This is a genomic window from Mycobacterium sp. (assembly GCF_049281135.1).
In the GTDB taxonomy this organism is placed as follows: domain Bacteria; phylum Actinomycetota; class Actinomycetes; order Mycobacteriales; family Mycobacteriaceae; genus Mycobacterium.
In genome coordinates this window covers 1-16,540 of the sequence record NZ_JBAPRN010000350.1, presented here as the reverse complement: position 1 = coordinate 16,540, position 16,540 = coordinate 1, and the positions used below count along the sequence as shown (strand labels likewise).

Here is a 16,540-nt window from a genome sequence, read left to right as displayed (position 1 = left end):
GCCGTACACGGCGGCGCACTGATCTGCCGATGGCACGGCCTCTGCCTGGACGCCGACACCGACGAATTCGGTTGGCGGCCATTGCCCAGCCATGACGACGGCGTGCTCGCCTGGGTCCGTCTGGACGATGTCGGTGGCGAGGAGCCGCTCGATCAGCCCGTGATTCCAGCCAGACCAGCCGGCGACACACTAGACGCCGTCGCGAGAATGGTCGGCACGTGCGAACCTTCCGACATCATCGCCAACCGCCTCGATCCGTGGCACGGCGCCTGGTACCACCCCTATTCGTTCACCCGGCTAGAGGTGCTGACCACTCCGACCGAAGAGGCAGACCGTTTCCTGGTGGCGGTGACATTCCGGATCGGCCGCGTCGGCGTACCCACGGTCGCCGAGTTCACCAGCCCCGAGGCGCGCACCATCGTGATGCGCATCGTGGACGGCGAGGGAGCGGGAAGTGTGGTCGAAACTCACGCCACCCCATTGGGTTTAGGTCCCGACAACCGGCCGCGAACGGCAGTGATCGAAGCCACCGTGGCCCACTCCGACCGCACCGGGTTCAAGCGGGCGCGTCACGCCGCTCCGCTGATCACCGGGCTCATGCGCGTCGCCGCGGCCCGGCTGTGGAAAGACGACTTGGCCTATGCCGAACGCCGCTATCAGCTGCGGGCCGCTACACCGTAATTCGTTCGCCCGCTATGTTCGCGTGGAAACCCGTGCGCCGTTTGCCTGTGCGGTGACGTCGCGGGCGATGCCGCCGAACACCGCGCGACGAAGCCAGCCGGACGTCGTCCAAAAGGCTTCGCCAGCAAGGCCATACGGCTGGAACACCACCCGCTGCCGATAGCAGCAGCGACTGTCGCCGTCGGGGTGCGCCGACAGCTCGAGCCAAAGCCGGCCCGGCAGCGGAACATCCGCGCGCAGCCGCAACAGCCGGGGCTGATCAACGTGCTCGACGCGCCACCCGTCCAGCGCCTCACCCGCGTGCAGCTGGCGCGATGATGATGGTCGCGGCGCAGCATCGCCGGCCCGACCAGCCCATCCACGCGACGCCCAGCCCGGCGGGGTCGCAGACCAGCCGTGCTGGGAACCGATCGACTCGAACACCCGCCACAGCGTCTCGACATCGGCGTCGACCTGCCGTTCAGACACCTGTTCGTGCAGCGATCCGCCGGCCCAGGCCGGGTCGGTAGGCAGCGGCTGGGACGGTGAGTCCTCATTCCCCGGTCGCGACCAGCGAGTGGTCAGTGCCGTGTCGCGCGTTCGTTCCAGTGCGAGTTCGACGGCGTGTTGGTAGTGCGTCAGACCTTTTTGCGGGTCTGGGATGTGTTGGGCGATATCGTGCTCGGTGCAGACGACATCGTTCTCGAGCGATTTCATCAGCGACGACGCCAACGACCGTGGCAACGGGGTGATCAGGTTCACCCAGTGCGAGGACAGGTACGGAGTCAGCACCGGCACCGGGATGGCAACTCGGCGCCGCAGGCCCGCGATCGCCGCGAACGTCCGGATCATCTCGGTGTAGGTAAAGGTGTCCGGCCCGCCGATGTCGAAGGGGCGGCTCACGTCGGCGGGCAACTCCGCCGCGTTCGTGAGGTAATACAGCACGTCGTGGATCGCAATGGGTTGAACCCGGGTGCGCAACCATTTCGGCGTGACCATCAACGGCAGTCGTTCAGTCAGGTACCGCAGCATTTCGAAGCTCGCTGACCCGGCCCCGATGATCGCCGCCGCCCGTAGTTCCGCGGTAGGGACTCCCGAATCATGCAGCAGCCGGCCAACTTCGGCTCGCGACGCCAAATGGTCCGACAAATGCTGGTGATCCGCGATGATGCCGCCCACGTACACGATGCGCGAGAGGCCTGCCTGTTTGGCGGCGTCTGCGACGATCGAGGCCGCACGCGCATCCAGGTCGACGAAATCGTTGCTCAGCATCGAGTGCACCAGGTAGAAGAGCACTTGCTGACCTTCGAGTGCCAGCCGCACTGTGTCGGCGTCCGCGACGTCACCCTCGACGACCTCGACGTCCTGGCGCCACGGCACATCGTCGAGTTTGGCGGGCGTTCGCGCCATCACCCGAACGTCGTGACCCGCCGACAGCAGTTCGGGGACCAGCCGCACCCCTAGGTAGCCGGTGGCACCGAAGATGACGCAGCGCATCGCACACTCCTCGCTTAGCTCAGATCTGCAGCAACTGGACGCCCTGCTCCCGGGTGGTATACCCACTTTTTCTCACTGTGCCAGATTCTGGCATCTACTTCATAACATGAATAGTTAAGTTTATAGTGCAAACGTGAGCGCGGGTAGTGGTATCGGCAGCCGGCGACGGGTTCATCGGGTATCTGCCGCCAGCCAGGTGCGCTGCGACCCTACAACCGACGATCGGGAAGACCGCACAGTGAATGCGTCCAAATCCGAAGAGTTGTCGCTGGATTCGCGAACATCGACGTACTTGCAGGCAACCCAATTTGTCGCCGACCTCCACCAACGCGCCTCATTCGACATGCCCGCGCTGCTGAGCGGATTGATCACCGGCGCCGCGGAATCGGTCCCGGGAGCCCAATACGCAGGCATCACGGTGAGGCAGAGACGTCGCGGCATCGATACGGCGGCCGCGACCCATCGCTACCCAGTGATGCTCGACGAAATCCAGAGTCGCTATCAACAGGGACCATGCCTGACTGCCGCCACCTTGCAGGAAAGCGTCCGCGTCGATGATCTCGTTCGTGACGATCGGTGGCCGCTCTACCGTGGCGCCGCGCTCAAGCAGACGCCCGTCCGATCGATCTTGTCGTTCGGAATGTTCAAAGAAGGCGTCTCCGCTGCGGCGCTCAACTTCTATGCCGAATCGCCAGAAGTCTTCGATGACGAGTCAGTCAATTTGGGGCTGATTTTCGCGACGCATGCTGCACTCGTGTGGAACATGATGCGGCATGACCAGCAGTTTCGCGTAGCGCTGGTCTCGCGGGACATCATCGGCCAGGCCAAAGGCAGGCTGATGGAACGCTTTGATATTGACGCTGCTGAAGCCTTTGAAAGGCTCAAGCAGATGTCCCAAGACGCCAATACGCCCATTGCGCAAGTTGCACAGCGGGTCACGCGCGGCGACGGCTCACTTCTGAAGTAACCCTGCGACGGCGAATACCTTTGCCCTAATTGAGTACTCACAAGTTCTGACTCGTCCAGGTTGGGCGCCGATGGCTCCCGAAGCGGGCCAATACGTTATACCGAACCGCGGAGCAGCGACGCCGTTTGCGCTGCCATGAGATATTTTTGGCGGTTGCTGGCGTATTCTCGCTGATCCAGCAGATGTCCGTATATTCTTAACGGAATTTATCGCTAAGAAGGATGCGATCAGGTGACTAAGCGGGGAAACGGTTCACCTCCCAGCAGGCCAGAGCTGGAACAGCTCATGTCGGCCGATATGCGGGCGGTTACTGCACAGTCCGACCGAATAGGTCGCCATTTCGCGCGCCAAAACGACGTGAGTGGCAGCGACTTCCACGCGTTGTTGCACGTGATGGTCGCCGAGACGGCCGGGACGCCGCTGACGATGGCTCAGCTACGGCAGCGGATGGACGTCTCACCGGCCGCGATCACCTACCTCGTCGATCGCATGATCGATGCCGGCCATGTCCGGCGCGAATCGGACCCCTCGGATCGACGCAAGGCCCGTCTCCGATACGAAGCAAGCGGCATGGAACTGGCACACGGTTTTTTTCAGCCGCTCGGCGCGCACCTGCGAGCTGCGCTGGCCGACATACCCGACAGGGATCTGCTTGCCGCTCACCGGGTTTTCGGCGCGATGATCGCCGCGATGTCGACTTTTGAAGCCGAAATCGGGCTTCCCCAATCAAAGCCGACGACGGCTCCGGCCACGGCATCCAGCGACCTCGCCTGAGCAAGGCTTTCGCAACCAAAAAGTGTTGCGAATCAATGCTTTACTGGATTTTGCTGACGCCGATATGGCGCAAGGCCGTTAAATTCGCGGCACCAGACCCGTGCAGGCAGATCCGCAGCTCGTCGATGAAGCGCTGTAGCCAGTCCACCACCGCCGCACTGGATTCGATCGCCGCAGCCAGCAATGGCCGGGCAATGGCCACGACGTCTGCGCCCAAAGCCAGCGCTTTCGCCGCGTCCATGCCGGTGCGGATACCACCAGAAGCGACCAATGGGACAACGGGCAGAGCCTCGCGCACCTCCACGATGGCCTGCGCCGTGGGTATTCCCCAGTCGGCCAGGTCGGGGAATCGCACCTCGCCATAGCGAACGAGCTGCTCCACCCGCGACCACGAGGTACCGCCGGCACCGGCGACGTCGATCGCGGCCACCGGCAACTCGCCGGACGGACCCGTCAACTCGGCGATCGCGGAGGCGCCGATGCCGTGACCCACTTCCTTGAGCAGCACTGGGTAGTCCAATGCGTCGGCGACCTGGCGCAGCCGGTCGAGCGACCCGGAAAAGTCGCCGTCGCCATTTCGCTGGACGGCCTCTTGCAGCGGATTGGTGTGTACCGCGAGCGCATCGGCGCCAACTCGCTCCAACGCATTCGAGATGTCGTCAGCCGCAGCAGCGGTCAGCTGCGCCAGCCCAATATTGCCGAACAACAACACATCCGGCGCGACATCGCGGACCGTGAAGCTGGACGCCGCCTGCTCCCCCAATGCGCTGTCGAGCATGATCCGCTGCGAGCCAAGCATCATTCCGATGCCGAGCCGTTGCGCGGCTTCGGCCAGATTCTTGTTGATGGTCCCGGACAGGTCGGCGCCGCCGGTCATCGCCCCGACCAGGATCGGTGCCCGTAAGGGCACACCGAGGAAGCTGCTCGACAGATCGACCCGGGCGAGGCTGGTCTGCGTCAGCGCGTTGTACGGCAGCCGGTAGCGTTCCAGCCCAGTCGTCACGCCGGAATACGTCACCCGGTCGTCAAGGCAGACGTCGATGTGGCGCCGTTTGCGGGTCGTCATCCCGTTCGAATCAGTGGGCACCGCACCTCCGTCCCCGTTCCCGTGCTCAATCGGTCTGCTGCTCGGGCGGCTTCCAGGACGACAACTCATCCTGGTATCGCCGCATCGCCGCGATCAGCGAGGTGAAAACCCTGCTGGCCGCGGAGAGATCTTCGTCGGACAAGCCTTGCATCGCTTCATGGGAGTGGGCTCCCAGCGGGGCGAAGAACGCTCGCGCGGTAGCCAGGCCAGAATCCGAATAACGCAGGATCACCTTGCGCCGGTCGCCGGGGTCAGACTCGCGCGTGATGTGCCCCGACGCCATCATTCGGTCAACCAGATAGGTGATGGCCGCGCCTGACAGCCCCATGCGTTGCCGTAGCTCCCCCGACGTGATTGGCACCCCGGCGGTTTCGGCAACCATGACATGCAGCAGAGCGCGAAAATCGGTAGGCCGCACGTCATGCACCACGGCGAACGATCGGCCGATCTGTTCGGACTCGGCCGTCATCACCCGCAGATGAGCGGATATCTGCTGTTCGAGTGCGGCTCGGCCGCCCGCCGTCTCATCGGGGCCCATGACGTCGTTCAGCTTATCCCGCATTCGGGTATTACTTCAGTTGATTAATACTTAATACACTGAAAGACTTGCCGAAGTCGAAGGGATATCAGGTGAACAAGCAGATACTGGCCGCGACGACCCTTGCCGTCGGTGCGACCTCAGGAATCGGAAGCATCGCCAGCCAGCCGCGGATCACCCGGTGGTACTCCCGTTTACGTAAACCGAGCTATGTGCCGCCCAACGGTGTGTTTCCGCTCGCCTGGACCACGTTGTACGCCGACATCGCGGTCACCTCCGCGATTGCGATCGACCGACTGCGCGAGACCGGGCGTGACAAAGAAGCCCGCAATTACATTGTCGCGCTGGCCGCCAACCTCATCCTCAACGCCGGGTGGAGTTGGCTGTTCTTCAAGTATCAGAAGCTGGGCGCCTCGGCGGTCGGCGCAGCCGTGCTGGCCGCCAGCAGCGCCGATCTGGCCAGGCGTACCGCTGCGGCTGACGCGCGGGCGGGGGCCGCGTTGGCGCCGTATCCGCTGTGGTGTGCCTTTGCCACCGTCATGTCGGGCCACATTTGGGTACTCAATCGCCGATGAAACGCTTGACCCGCTGATGCCCGCGTTGTTGTGGTTCCGCCGAGACCTGCGACTGCGCGACCTCCCGCCACTACACAGGGCGGCCGCCGAGTGTGACGAGGTGTTGGCGTGCTTTGTCCTCGATCCCCGTTTGGAGGCGTCCTCGGGCAGTCGCCGGATGCAGTTTCTGTGCGACTCGTTGCGCCGGTTGCGCGACGACCTGGATGGACGGATTCTGGTGACACGGGGCCGACCCGAAGAGCGTATTCCTGCGCTCGTCAAGGAGATTGAGGCGACGTCTGTCCATGTCTCCGAAGACTTCGCGCCCTACGGTCGGCGGCGCGACGAGCGCGTGCGCTCGGCGTTGGGCGAGGTGCCGCTGGTGGCGACTGGGTCGCCGTATCTGGTCTCACCGGGGCGCGTGATCAAGGACGACGGCGAGCCGTACAAGGTGTTCACCCCGTTCTTCAGCCGATGGCACGAGATGGGGTGGCGGTCAGCTGCCCGATCGGGAGCCAAGTCCGCGAACTGGGTCGATCCCACCAAGCTGGGCAAGCGCGCCAAACCGGTCGACATACCCGACCCCGGCATCGAACTCGACCTGCCCGCGGGCGAGGCCGCTGCGCGACGGCAGTTGAAAAGGTTCGTCGACAAGGGACTTGAGAACTATGGCGACGACCGGAATCGTCCCGATCACGACGGCACGAGTCGGATGTCCGCCCATCTGAAGTTCGGCACGATCCACCCCAGGACCATGGTCGCGGACTTGGACCAGCGGCGCGCCGGTGCACGAGCGTATTTGCGCGAGTTGGCTTTTCGCGATTTCTACGCCGCAGTACTGCATCATTGGCCCGACAGCGTCTGGTGGAATTGGAACCGCGATTTCGACGCCATCGATACCGATACCGACGCGAAGGCCAAGCGGCACTTCGAATCCTGGAAAGCCGGCGAGACAGGATTTCCGATCGTCGACGCCGGCATGCGTCAACTTCGTGAGACCGGTTTCATGCATAACCGGGTGCGGATGATCGTGGCGTCGTTTCTGGTCAAGGACTTGCACCTGCCCTGGCAATGGGGCGCCCGGTGGTTCCTCGACCAGCTGGTCGACGGCGATATGGCCAGCAACCAACACGGCTGGCAGTGGTCCGCGGGGTGCGGCACCGATGCCGCGCCGTATTTCCGGGTGTTCAACCCGACCAGGCAGGCCGAGAAGTTCGATCCCGCCGGCGACTACGTCCGCCGCTGGGTCTCCGAGCTCGCTGATGCCGATGACGTCACTCTGACCAAAGGCGATCGGCCAGCCGGTTATCCCGAACCAATCGTCGACCACAGCGCGGAACGCAGCGAAGCGCTGCGCCGCTACCAAAGCATGAACTGAGTCAGCGGGCGGCTTTCTTGCGTTCGATGTCGGCCAGCGCCGCGGCAAGCTCGGCGCGCTGAGCGGCCGAAGTCTCCCAGGCCAGCTGGCGATTCTTGACCACCTTGGCCGGCGCCCCGACCGCGATGGAGAAGTCCGGCACGTCCCCCCGGACCACGGCGTGTGATCCCAGCACGCAGCCCCGTCCGATGGTGGTGCCGCGCAGCACGGTCACCTTGACCCCGACCCAGGTGTCCGGGCCGATCCGGATCGGGGATTTGATGATGCCCTGATCTTTGATCGGCAGCGTGATGTCGTCCATCCGATGGTCGAAATCGCATACATAGCACCAGTCGGCCATCAGGACCGAGTCGCCGAGTTCGATGTCGAGGTAACAGTTGATGACGTTGTCGCGGCCCAACACCACCTTGTCGCCGAAGCGCAGCGAGCCCTCGTGCGCCCGGATCGTGTTCTTGTCGCCGATATGCACCCAGCGCCCGATTTCCAGCTGCGCCAACTCCGGTGTCGCGTGGATCTCCACGCCTTTGCCGATGAACACCATGCCGCGAGTGATGATGTGCGGGTTGGCCAGCTTGAACTTCAGCAATCGCCAGTAGCGCACCAGGTACCAGGGCGTGTAGGCGTGGTTGCGCAACACCCATCTCAGTGAGGCCAGTGTGAGGAATTTGGCCTGGCGTGGGTCCCGCAGATTCGACCCCCGCCAGCGGCGATGAATCGGGGCCCCCCACATGCTCGTCATGGCCGAAAAGCCTATCGCCGTGGTGTGAAGCATGGCGAAGCGGGCAATGAGCCAGAAGCGACCCGCCGCGGGTTACCCTCGCACCGTGCCCTGGCCGATTCCCCGTCGCACTGTGCGGCATTGGTCATCTGTGGCGTCGGCGGTGCTTCTGACGGCCGCTGTGGCGGGCTGCGGCAATACCGACTCCTGGGTCGAGACCACGCCGGCGGAAGGCTGGCCCGCCCAGTACGGCGACGCGGCCAACAGCAGCTACAGCCCAACGCGCGGCGCGGACCGGCTGACCCTGCGCTGGACCCGTTCGGTGAAAGGGTCCCTGGCGTCAGCGGTGGCGCTCAGCTCGCGCAACTGGCTCGCGGCGAACGCGCAGACACCAGGCGGCTGTTCGCTGATGGAGTGGGAGAACGACGACAACGGCCGGCAACGGTGGTGCACACGGCTCTTCCAGGGCGGCGGGCTGGCCAGCCCGTTGTTCGACGGCTTCGACAACCTCTACGTCGGCCAGCCCGGGGCGATCGTGTCCTTTCCCCCTACCCAATGGATCCGCTGGCGGCGCCCGGTGATGGGAATGCCTTCCACGCCAAGGATTCTCGATCACGGACAACTTCTCGTAGTCACACACCTGGGGCAGGTGCAGGTGTTCGACAGCGATCGGGGCACCGTCGTCGGCAATTCGGTCGACCTGGTGGACAACGTCGACCCGAGCGACTTCACCCGCGGGCTCTCCGATTGCGGGCCGGCCCTGGCGGGCTGCCCCATCGCCGCCGCACCCGCATTCGCGCGAGCGAACGGGATGATCGTGGTGGGCCTGTGGGAACCCGACGCCCCCGCGTCAGTGCTGGTCGGGCTGAAGTACCACCCGGGTCAAAACCCGCTGCTGACCCGGGAGTGGACCAGCAACGCGGTCGCCGCCGGGGTCCTGGCCAGCCCGGTGGCATCCAGCGACGGATCCACCATCTACGTCAATGGGCGTGACGAGCGGCTGTGGGCGCTGCACGCCGCCGACGGCAAGCCCAAATGGTCGATTCCGCTGAAGTTCCAGCCGCAGACGCCGCCATCGGTCACACCGGGGGGGCTGGTCGTGTCGGGTGGCGGTCCAGATACCCGTCTCGTCGCCGTCAAGGACGCCGGTGGCCACGCCCAGGAAGTGTGGCGACGCAATGACGTCAGCCCGCTGTCGACGTCGAGCCTGGCCGGGAGCGGCGTCGGTTACGCGGTCGTCACCGGCGGGCCGGGCGAGGGCGCGCGAGGCATGACGCTGCTGGTTTTCGATCCCGGGAGCGGCCGCACCCTCAACAGCTACCGGTTGCCGGAGGCGACCGGTTATCCCGTCGGCGTCTCGATCGGCCATGATCGCCGGGTCGTCGCCGCGACCAGCGATGGTCAGGTGTACAGCTTCGCCCCGAGCTGACTCACCGGGCCGGTCTAGCCCTTGACGGCCAGCGGCGGGATGGCGTTGCGGGGGACGTGGACCTGGCTGGCGCCCGCCAGCGAGGGCAGCAGCTCACCGGGCGCGAAGTAGAAGATCAGCTCGTCATCGGTGATGGCGAAGTTCTGATAATGCGAGGCGTCCAGGCCGGATCCGGGCAGGATTGCGGCGCCGAGCCCGGTTTTCTTTCCCATCTCGCGCTGCACGATCGGGTAGATCGCGTCCAGCGGCTTGGTGTTCGGTGCGAAAAGCGTGTCGAAGGTGATCGCCTTTTGTTCACCGAGGTCGTAATTGAAGCCTTTGTAGAAGGTCGACGGGCGCGGGCCGCCGAGGTCTTCGAAGACCTTGAGCACCACGCTTCGGGTGCCGGTGGGCGACTGGCCGGAGTGATATTGCTCGGAGGTGACGTCCATTTGGTACGGCACTTCGCGTGGGCCGGAAGTCTGCGACGACGTCTGCGCGACGTTGACGAAGCCATCTCGATTCTGGATGAGGAAGTCAGTCAGCGCCTGGTCCGGGTAATCCACCGGAAAAGTCATGGCCAGCGTGTAAGTCGACGTCGTGATGTGCACGTTGCACGTCTGATCATCTTGAAGCGCGCCGCCCAAGCTGGTACACGCCGAGTCCGCGCCGGCGACCGCGATGCCCGACCAGCCCAGCAGGGCTCCGGCCGCTATTAGCGCGGCCGACATGATGTTGCGCATCGGTCGACTTGTCCTCGCAGACTCAGAACGGCTGAAATGCCGTCTAGCCAGACTACCTGGCCCCTCTGACCCCATCGCTTGCCTGGCCGGTGCTGACAGGCGCCTGCCCAGGTCAGCGGCCACCGTCCTCCCTGACGGCGGCCGCCGACCCGGCAGGCGGGTTCTCTAGAACAGCGACGCGAGCTCGGTCCACAGGGTGCCGGCGTCCGCAGCCGCACTTCCACCGTCGAACGCCGACAGCAGTTCAGTCCAGATGTTGCTGGCGTCCGCAGCGGCAGCCGAACCCCCCGACAGCAGGTCGGTCAGATGCTGCCCGCCGCTCTCAGCGGCCGCAGCGGTGGTGCTAGTCGACCCGTCGCCGTAGAACTTCAGGATGTCGGCGAGGTAGTCGCTGCCCTGTACTTGGGCGATCCCGAGATTGTTGCCCTCGACGTAGGCGCCGTCGTAGCTGCCGGCGCCCGCCGCGTCGCCGCCGGACAAGGCAGTGTCGTTGTCGCCGAAGATGACGGCGTAGTCGAAGGTGCCCGGGTTCGAGGCCCCGTCGCCGCCGGCGTAACTGAGGTCGTTGTTGCCGAAAGCGAAAGCGGTGTCGTCGTGTGAGCCGCTTGCCATGGCTGCGTCATAACCACCGGCTACGGCCGACGAATCCGTGCCGTCGACACTCGCGTAATTATTGGTGCCGAACGCGTACGCAGACGCGCCGGCGCCGTTCGCGATCGCAATGTCCCCGTCGGAACCGGAGTAGGCCTCCGCGGTGCCTGCCTGGAAGAACGTATCCCCGTCCATCGAGATGGCCAGGTTCAGAGCCGGCGTCGTGTCAGCGGCCGGGGCCGCAGTGCTGAGAAAACTGTCGACCGCCGACAGCCAGTCGCTGGATGTGTCTGCCGAGGCGATAGCGGGCATCGAAGCGAACGCTGCTCCGACACCCAACCCCGCGGCCAGCAACCCCAACCGAGTTAAAGCACGAGTGCACTTCATCGATTTACCTTTCCCCCAAACAACGCCAATTGGCGTGTTTGTCGCCATAGCGCCCAACCGCGCTGTGTCGGCCCAGCTTATGCGCAGCCGTTAATTTTGTTCGAACAAAGTCTAATAATTGGCGAAAAAGTCCTAAGCCCTTGTTTGGGTCAGGAGCGATTATCACTGGTATCTTCTGTCCCGCCTGTCAAGTCTGTTCTGCAGGTTTTGACTTCTGATCAGCGGTGACCGGTATGCTCCTGACCAGCGGTCACTCTTGTGAGATCGGAGATAAACCTGAGAGATACCGTCGGTTTTACGAATTATTTGTTCGACCGAGCGGAATGAGAAGCCGATATTCCGGACTCCGAGCGCTGGCCTGGACGCGATTAGCCGCCCTGCGGGCGTTATTACCGACTGGACAGCGCGGCGTTCAATTCAACGACGCGTTGACCGTCGCCCTGGGCGGCTGCAGATCGGCCGACGCTCCCGTTCGCAGCCACCGCCCATCGACTGCGCAGGAGTCCCAGTGACAGTGACGAGATGCCCGGCGTCAGCGCCGCCGCTGGTGAGGGCGGCGCTTTCGATGCCGGAAGCGGCGGCCACGACGATGTCCGTCGCGGGGCGAAGTTCCTGCGTACCGAACGCCACCGCCGCACTCAAGGCCAGCCCACAAGCCGGCAGGGCCAGTCGAGTCACACCACGAGCGTTCACCGTCGAACTTCCTTTCACGACCGGCCTGTCGGCAGTGCGGAATTCGCTTATCAAGAGATGCTGAGAACAAATCGTAGCTATGACGGCGTGTTAATACCAGGTTACCTGACAAAAAGTTATCAGTTAGCAAGCGCGGCTAAGCGCGTCGAGGAAAAGCCGCTTACGTGCAGCGAAACACATTGCGAACGTCGAATGTCCAAGTAGCTCTTGGCGTTGCTGGCAAACATCCGAAAGGGAGCGCAGCCGTGCGTGTGCATCCTGGCGGGTTCACGCTTTGGTCTAAACGCGGACCCGCCAGGAAGACTGCGCACTGCGCGGAGGGCCGTTGTCGCCGCCCCACCGTCGTCGCGCAACCGGGGGCGGCCAAGCTACAGCAGCTACATCATGTCCCGGTAATGCTTCGCTGTAGCGGTGCCGACCCCCCGGCGCGCTCACATCAGTCTGCGGTGTGCACCCGTCTCAGTTCATGGGGAGATTTCCCTATTTTTTGGCGTATCCCCCGATGGAAATGCGCTCCGCCCGGCCGGTGGGCCGACCCGGGAGACAGTGACGTCAGAACAAGGATGCAAGGTCAGTCAGCAGGTTTCCGCTGTCGGCGGCGGCCCCGGGGTCCATTGCCGACAGCAGGTCGGTCAACAGGTCGCCGCTGTCGCCGGCAGTCGTGAGGTCGGCCAGCGAAGTGGTCTCAGCAGCCGCGGCAGTCGACGAGTCGCCGTACGTCTCCAGACGAGGGACGGGAGTACGAAATTTCCGAACAAAACCCAAGAACACCTTGAGTATGTTCTCAACCAGGAGTCCGTCCCGTGCGTTCAAAAGCCACTTCTCGCGGATTGCCGTTTAGGCGCAGCGCCCTAACGTGACGACTGGCATACGAATGCCGTCCCTTGCGCCGCGGTGCCCTGCCCGACCCGGGTGATGAGCACCGATAACGATCGGCTGCCGCGCAGCGCCAATCGGCGGCGTAGCGCATCGGGATCCACCTCGACGCCGCGCACCAGGATCTCGAGCGACCCGCAGTCGAGCGCGCTCAAGGCTTGACGCAATCGTCGCTCGTCGAAGGCCAGCTGCTCGAGCACCTCGAACCCGCGGACGCCGGGTGGAAGCTCGTCGCCGGACAGGTAGGCGATGTGCGCGTCGAGCTGCCACAGCCCGTGCCGCGCCGCGTAGTGACGCACCAAGCCGGCCCGTACCACGGCTCCGTCCGGGTCGACAATCCACCGGCCGGCCGGCTGAACCGGGCAATCGTCGGGCTCGGCGCCGGTGATCTGCTCGTCGCGGTCCAGAACGCTTGCCCGACGGCGCACACCTGCCTCGGCCAAACCCGCCGACCAGAGGCAGGCCTCACGCACCGAGCCGCGATACGACGTCACCTCGATCTCACCGTCGAACCCGAACTGCGACAGCGCATCGAAATCGATTCCCGGAGCGCATTTCACGACCAAATCCCGGTCACGATAGGCCTCGAAGAGGAGATCCAAAGCCGGTTGGTAGTCACGGGGATGGAAGCGCCGACGCCCGCCACCTCGCCGCGCCGGATCGGCCAGCACCACGGTGTCGCGGGTTACCGGGCGCAACGCGTCGGCGCGAAACAGGTCGACCAGGCCATCGAGATTGTGCCGCGCCATCGCCAGCCGTACCGGATCGAGGTCGCTACCGACCGCGCGGGCCGCCGAGCCGTGCAACGCCGCCAGCTCAGTGCCGACCGAGCACGTTACATCGTGAATCACTCTGCCGCGTAATCGCTTCGAGCGGTGCAGCGCTACCGGTGCGGCACTGGCCTGCTGTAACGCCTCGTCAGTGAACAGCCAGTCGCGGGTGCCGGGCAGCTCGGAGAGCTTGGCGACCGAGCGGCGTCGCAGCAACACCGTCTCCACCAGCAGCGGCGTCCGGTCGCCGAATTGCTTTCGTAGCCTGGCGATCTCGGCGATGCGGTCGGTCAGCCGGAGGGCCTCGACCGCAGCCAGCGCAGTCGAGCCTTCGTCCGACGTCAGATAGGCGACGTCGTCGAGGCTGACATTCAGGACGGCTTGGTCCCGGTGATCTCGACGTTGTAGAACCAGCCCTTCGGCACCATGTGTCGCCACACGTTGCCGTCGGCCCAGCTCAGCGCCTTCCAGCTAGTGAACGCGAAGTTGGCCCACGCCCAGCCCAGCCGCCCCGGTGGCACGGCGTATTCGAAGGTGCGCAGCGGCCAGCCGAGCATCGCCGCGGTGAACTCGACGGTGGCGGTGTCGACCTCGACGGCGCCGGCCCGGGTCGCCATCTTCTCCAATTGGTCCGGGGAAAACGTGTGCAAGTCGACGAGGGCCTCGAGTGCGGCAGCGCGCGAGGACTCGTCGAGCTCGGCCTGCGGGCGCCGCCAGCTTTCCAGCCCGGGCAACTTGGTGACGTTGGTCGCGACGCGCCAAGTCAGGGTCGACAGCGCGCGCGCATAACTGTTCCCGACGGTGGTGGGCTCGCCGGCGAATACGAAGCGACCACCGGGCCGCAGCACCCGAAGCACCTCCCGCAACGTCAGCTCGACATCCGGAATGTGATGCAGCACAGCGTGTCCGACCACCAGGTCAAAGGTGTTGTCCTCGTAGGGGATGCGCTCGGCGTCGGCAACGCGGCCGTCGATGTCCAGCCCCAACGACTGCCCGTTGCGGGTGGCGACTTTGACCATGCCCGGAGACAGATCGGTGACCGATCCGCGTCGGGCCACGCCCGACTGGATCAGGTTCAGCAGGAAAAAGCCACTACCGCAACCCAACTCGAGGGCGTGGCCGTAGGGCAGCCGGTGGATCTCGTCGTCCGGGACGACGCCGTCGAAGCAATCCCGCGCGTAGTCGATGCAGCGCTGGTCATAGGAGATCGACCACTTCTCGTCGTAGTTCTCCGCTTCCCAGTCGTGATAGAGCACCTGGGCCAGCTTGCTGTCGTGCCGGGCGGCCTCGACCTGCTCGGCAGTGGCGTGCGGCTGCGGCGCCGGGTCGGTACTGGTCATGGTCGACCAGCCTATCGGCCGACCGGGCCGGCGGGCACCCTGGCTACGTTCCGGCAGCGCTGACTGTGACGGTGACGGTGCTGGCACCGCTGTTCGAGGCGATCACCAGTTCGGCGGCATTAGGAGCCGAGACGACCTCGCCGCCGGTGACGCTGACCTGGTAGCCGTCCGGGAACTCGACGCTCGGGACCGAGATGGTGGTCTGCGAGCCGGCCGGGAAGCTACCCAGGCCGTCGGCCTCCGCGGTGGAGTAGCTGAACTGGAACGTCCCGTTGTCGAACGAATAGGACTCCGGCGTGCCGGAGACCAGCTGCGGGTACGGCTCGGCGAGGGTGTCCAGGTTGGCGGTATTGATGTTGGCGCCCGTCAGCGGATCGGCCGGGTTGTACACCAGCGACTCCGAACCCGGCGGACTCGCGCTGGTGGTGATGTCGCCCTGGCCCGAGTAGGCCCACTCCGTCCACCCGATCAGGTGTTGGTCGGCTCCTTGCATCGGCGCCAGGATCTGCGCTTGGTCGCTGGTGGCGCCGAACTCGGTCATGAAGGCCGGAATCCCCTGCGCCTCCGCGTATGCCTCGGCATTGCCCACAATGCCGCTGACGCTCGGTATGCACCCCAGCGGGCCGAGGTTGAACTCGCAGTAGTCGTGGAACGACAAGACTGTGTTCGTGGCGTCGACATGACCAAGATCGGTCGGTATGCCCGCATTGGACAGGACGTTGGGTTCGAAGAAAATCGGTGTGCTCGGATCGACGGCCCGGATCGCGTCCGCCCCCTGATCGTAGAAGGGGGTCAGCTGCTGACTGTCGAAGAATGGGTTGCCGAACAGGGTCGGCAGGAACGACGATATGCCCGGCGATGGTTCGTTGATGAGCTCGAATCCGGCCACGTTGGGGTCGCCGTTGAAGGCATTGGCCACGTACTCCAGCATCTGGCTGTAGTTGTTCTCCAGACCAATTCCGTTCGGGGCGTCGGAGTTCGTCCAGAACGACTCCCAAGCCTGCTGCTCTGCGGGATTGAAGAACTCGTTGTACGGGAAGGGCAGCGAGGGGTTGGCCGCCCCGTCGGTCTGCACCGCCCAATCGGGTGCCCCTTCGCCGCCGAACGCGGTGCTGTAGGCGTCCTGATGGAAGTCGATGATGCTGTAGATCCCGTGGTTGCCGAGGGTTTGGACGGTGCTCTCTATCGAGTTCAGGTAGGCGGTGTTGAAGACCCCGGGGTCGGGCTCCAGGTCAGACCAGATCACGCCCACCCGGACTGCGTTGAAACCGTTTTCGGCCAGGAACGCCGCATCGTCGTCGTTGAACCCGCTGGCCAGGGGGTCGCCGGGCGCGATCTTGTAGACCTCGTTGAGCCCATGCAGGGTGACGACTTGCCCGTCGCTGTTGGTGAGGAAGCTGCCGGAAGTCCCGAGCGACAGCAGCGACCCGCCGGGGTCGGCAGGCTGGGTGAGACCCCCAGGCAGGGTTCCGAAGTCGCCGACGGCGCCGTGTTCGCCGAACACACCGGCATTACCGCCGGCCCCGCCGAGGGCAGGCAGGCCGGCAGCCGTGGCACCC

17 protein-coding genes are annotated in these 16,540 nt (G+C 64.8%); 6 read left to right on the top strand and 11 right to left on the bottom strand.

The window, feature by feature from the left end; all coding sequences use genetic code 11:
- The coding region (locus WAN02_RS14125; protein ID WP_422264821.1) for a DUF5914 domain-containing protein at positions 1-681 on the top strand (681 nt) is incomplete at its 5' end.
- 12 nt (positions 682-693) lie between these two features.
- Here WAN02_RS14125 and WAN02_RS14120 read toward each other — a convergent pair.
- Positions 694-2,157, bottom strand: coding sequence for a DUF2867 domain-containing protein (locus WAN02_RS14120; protein WP_422264820.1), 1,464 nt, complete (start codon positions 2,155-2,157; stop codon positions 694-696).
- 343 nt (positions 2,158-2,500) lie between these two features.
- On the opposite strand from WAN02_RS14120, the gene WAN02_RS14115 reads away from it, so the two are divergent.
- Positions 2,501-3,124 carry a GAF and ANTAR domain-containing protein gene (locus tag WAN02_RS14115; protein WP_422264819.1) on the top strand — a complete coding sequence of 208 codons (624 nt, stop codon included), beginning with the start codon at positions 2,501-2,503 and terminating at the stop codon, positions 3,122-3,124.
- A 231-nt stretch (positions 3,125-3,355) separates the two neighbouring features.
- Positions 3,356-3,898 (top strand): MarR family winged helix-turn-helix transcriptional regulator, encoded by a 543-nt coding sequence (locus WAN02_RS14110; RefSeq protein WP_422264818.1) that lies wholly within the window; start codon positions 3,356-3,358, stop codon positions 3,896-3,898.
- A gap of 40 nt (positions 3,899-3,938) precedes the next feature.
- Here WAN02_RS14110 and fni read toward each other — a convergent pair whose 3' ends face one another.
- Positions 3,939-4,964, bottom strand: a complete 1,026-nt coding sequence (gene fni, locus WAN02_RS14105) for a type 2 isopentenyl-diphosphate Delta-isomerase (RefSeq protein ID WP_422264824.1) — start codon at positions 4,962-4,964, stop codon at positions 3,939-3,941.
- Between the two features lie 46 nt (positions 4,965-5,010).
- Complete coding sequence (locus WAN02_RS14100; RefSeq protein WP_422264817.1) at positions 5,011-5,547, bottom strand: MarR family winged helix-turn-helix transcriptional regulator; 537 nt, start codon at positions 5,545-5,547, stop codon at positions 5,011-5,013.
- Between the two features lie 68 nt (positions 5,548-5,615).
- On the opposite strand from WAN02_RS14100, the gene WAN02_RS14095 reads away from it, so the two are divergent.
- Together WAN02_RS14095 and WAN02_RS14090 are read left to right on the top strand one after the other, a co-directional pair.
- Positions 5,616-6,098, top strand: a complete 483-nt coding sequence (locus tag WAN02_RS14095; protein ID WP_422264823.1) for a TspO/MBR family protein — start codon at positions 5,616-5,618, stop codon at positions 6,096-6,098.
- A 16-nt stretch (positions 6,099-6,114) separates the two neighbouring features.
- On the top strand, positions 6,115-7,455 hold the full coding sequence (locus WAN02_RS14090) for a cryptochrome/photolyase family protein (protein WP_422264815.1): 1,341 nt from the start codon (positions 6,115-6,117) through the stop codon (positions 7,453-7,455).
- Between the two features lies 1 nt (position 7,456).
- On the opposite strand, the gene WAN02_RS14085 is transcribed toward WAN02_RS14090, so the two are convergent.
- The gene (locus tag WAN02_RS14085) at positions 7,457-8,194 is read right to left on the bottom strand and encodes an acyltransferase (protein WP_422264814.1); all 738 of its coding nucleotides are present in this window, start codon (positions 8,192-8,194) and stop codon (positions 7,457-7,459) included.
- 31 nt (positions 8,195-8,225) lie between these two features.
- Here WAN02_RS14085 and WAN02_RS14080 point away from each other — a divergent pair, with 31 nt between their 5' ends.
- The gene (locus WAN02_RS14080) at positions 8,226-9,602 is read left to right on the top strand and encodes a PQQ-binding-like beta-propeller repeat protein (protein WP_422264813.1); all 1,377 of its coding nucleotides are present in this window, start codon (positions 8,226-8,228) and stop codon (positions 9,600-9,602) included.
- A 14-nt stretch (positions 9,603-9,616) separates the two neighbouring features.
- Here WAN02_RS14080 and WAN02_RS14075 read toward each other — a convergent pair whose 3' ends face one another.
- From WAN02_RS14075 to WAN02_RS14045, 7 genes are all read right to left on the bottom strand, one after another.
- A complete protein-coding gene (locus WAN02_RS14075; protein WP_422264811.1) occupies positions 9,617-10,324 on the bottom strand; it encodes an esterase in 708 nt (235 codons plus the stop codon).
- A 165-nt stretch (positions 10,325-10,489) separates the two neighbouring features.
- Complete coding sequence (locus tag WAN02_RS14070) at positions 10,490-11,302, bottom strand: hypothetical protein (RefSeq protein ID WP_422264810.1); 813 nt, start codon at positions 11,300-11,302, stop codon at positions 10,490-10,492.
- 417 nt (positions 11,303-11,719) lie between these two features.
- A complete protein-coding gene (locus WAN02_RS14065; protein ID WP_422264808.1) occupies positions 11,720-11,995 on the bottom strand; it encodes a hypothetical protein in 276 nt (91 codons plus the stop codon).
- A gap of 552 nt (positions 11,996-12,547) precedes the next feature.
- On the bottom strand, positions 12,548-12,766 hold the full coding sequence (locus WAN02_RS14060; RefSeq protein WP_422264807.1) for a hypothetical protein: 219 nt from the start codon (positions 12,764-12,766) through the stop codon (positions 12,548-12,550).
- Positions 12,767-12,846: 80 nt separating this feature from the next.
- Positions 12,847-14,055 (bottom strand): THUMP-like domain-containing protein, encoded by a 1,209-nt coding sequence (locus WAN02_RS14055; RefSeq protein ID WP_422264822.1) that lies wholly within the window; start codon positions 14,053-14,055, stop codon positions 12,847-12,849.
- A complete protein-coding gene (locus WAN02_RS14050) occupies positions 14,013-14,981 on the bottom strand; it encodes a class I SAM-dependent methyltransferase (RefSeq protein WP_422264806.1) in 969 nt (322 codons plus the stop codon). Before WAN02_RS14050 ends, WAN02_RS14055 begins: the two co-directional genes overlap by 43 nt.
- Positions 14,982-15,024: 43 nt before the next feature.
- Positions 15,025-16,540, bottom strand: a 1,516-nt coding sequence (locus tag WAN02_RS14045) for a cellulase family glycosylhydrolase (RefSeq protein ID WP_422264805.1), incomplete at its 5' end; no start/stop codon positions are given.

Excerpts from the sequence above, each read along its gene's own strand:
- WAN02_RS14050 (WP_422264806.1), bottom strand. The coding sequence starts at position 14,981 with ATGACCAGTACCGACCCGGCGCCGCAGCCGCACGCCACTGCCGAGCAG.
- fni (WP_422264824.1), bottom strand. The coding sequence starts at position 4,964 with ATGACGACCCGCAAACGGCGCCACATCGACGTCTGCCTTGACGACCGG.
- WAN02_RS14070 (WP_422264810.1), bottom strand. The coding sequence starts at position 11,302 with ATGAAGTGCACTCGTGCTTTAACTCGGTTGGGGTTGCTGGCCGCGGGG.
- WAN02_RS14115 (WP_422264819.1), top strand. The coding sequence starts at position 2,501 with ATGCCCGCGCTGCTGAGCGGATTGATCACCGGCGCCGCGGAATCGGTC.
- WAN02_RS14085 (WP_422264814.1), bottom strand. The coding sequence starts at position 8,194 with ATGACGAGCATGTGGGGGGCCCCGATTCATCGCCGCTGGCGGGGGTCG.
- WAN02_RS14100 (WP_422264817.1), bottom strand. The coding sequence starts at position 5,547 with ATGCGGGATAAGCTGAACGACGTCATGGGCCCCGATGAGACGGCGGGC.
- WAN02_RS14090 (WP_422264815.1), top strand. The coding sequence starts at position 6,115 with ATGCCCGCGTTGTTGTGGTTCCGCCGAGACCTGCGACTGCGCGACCTC.
- WAN02_RS14120 (WP_422264820.1), bottom strand. The coding sequence starts at position 2,157 with ATGCGCTGCGTCATCTTCGGTGCCACCGGCTACCTAGGGGTGCGGCTG.
- WAN02_RS14075 (WP_422264811.1), bottom strand. The coding sequence starts at position 10,324 with ATGCGCAACATCATGTCGGCCGCGCTAATAGCGGCCGGAGCCCTGCTG.
- WAN02_RS14080 (WP_422264813.1), top strand. The coding sequence starts at position 8,226 with ATGGCGAAGCGGGCAATGAGCCAGAAGCGACCCGCCGCGGGTTACCCT.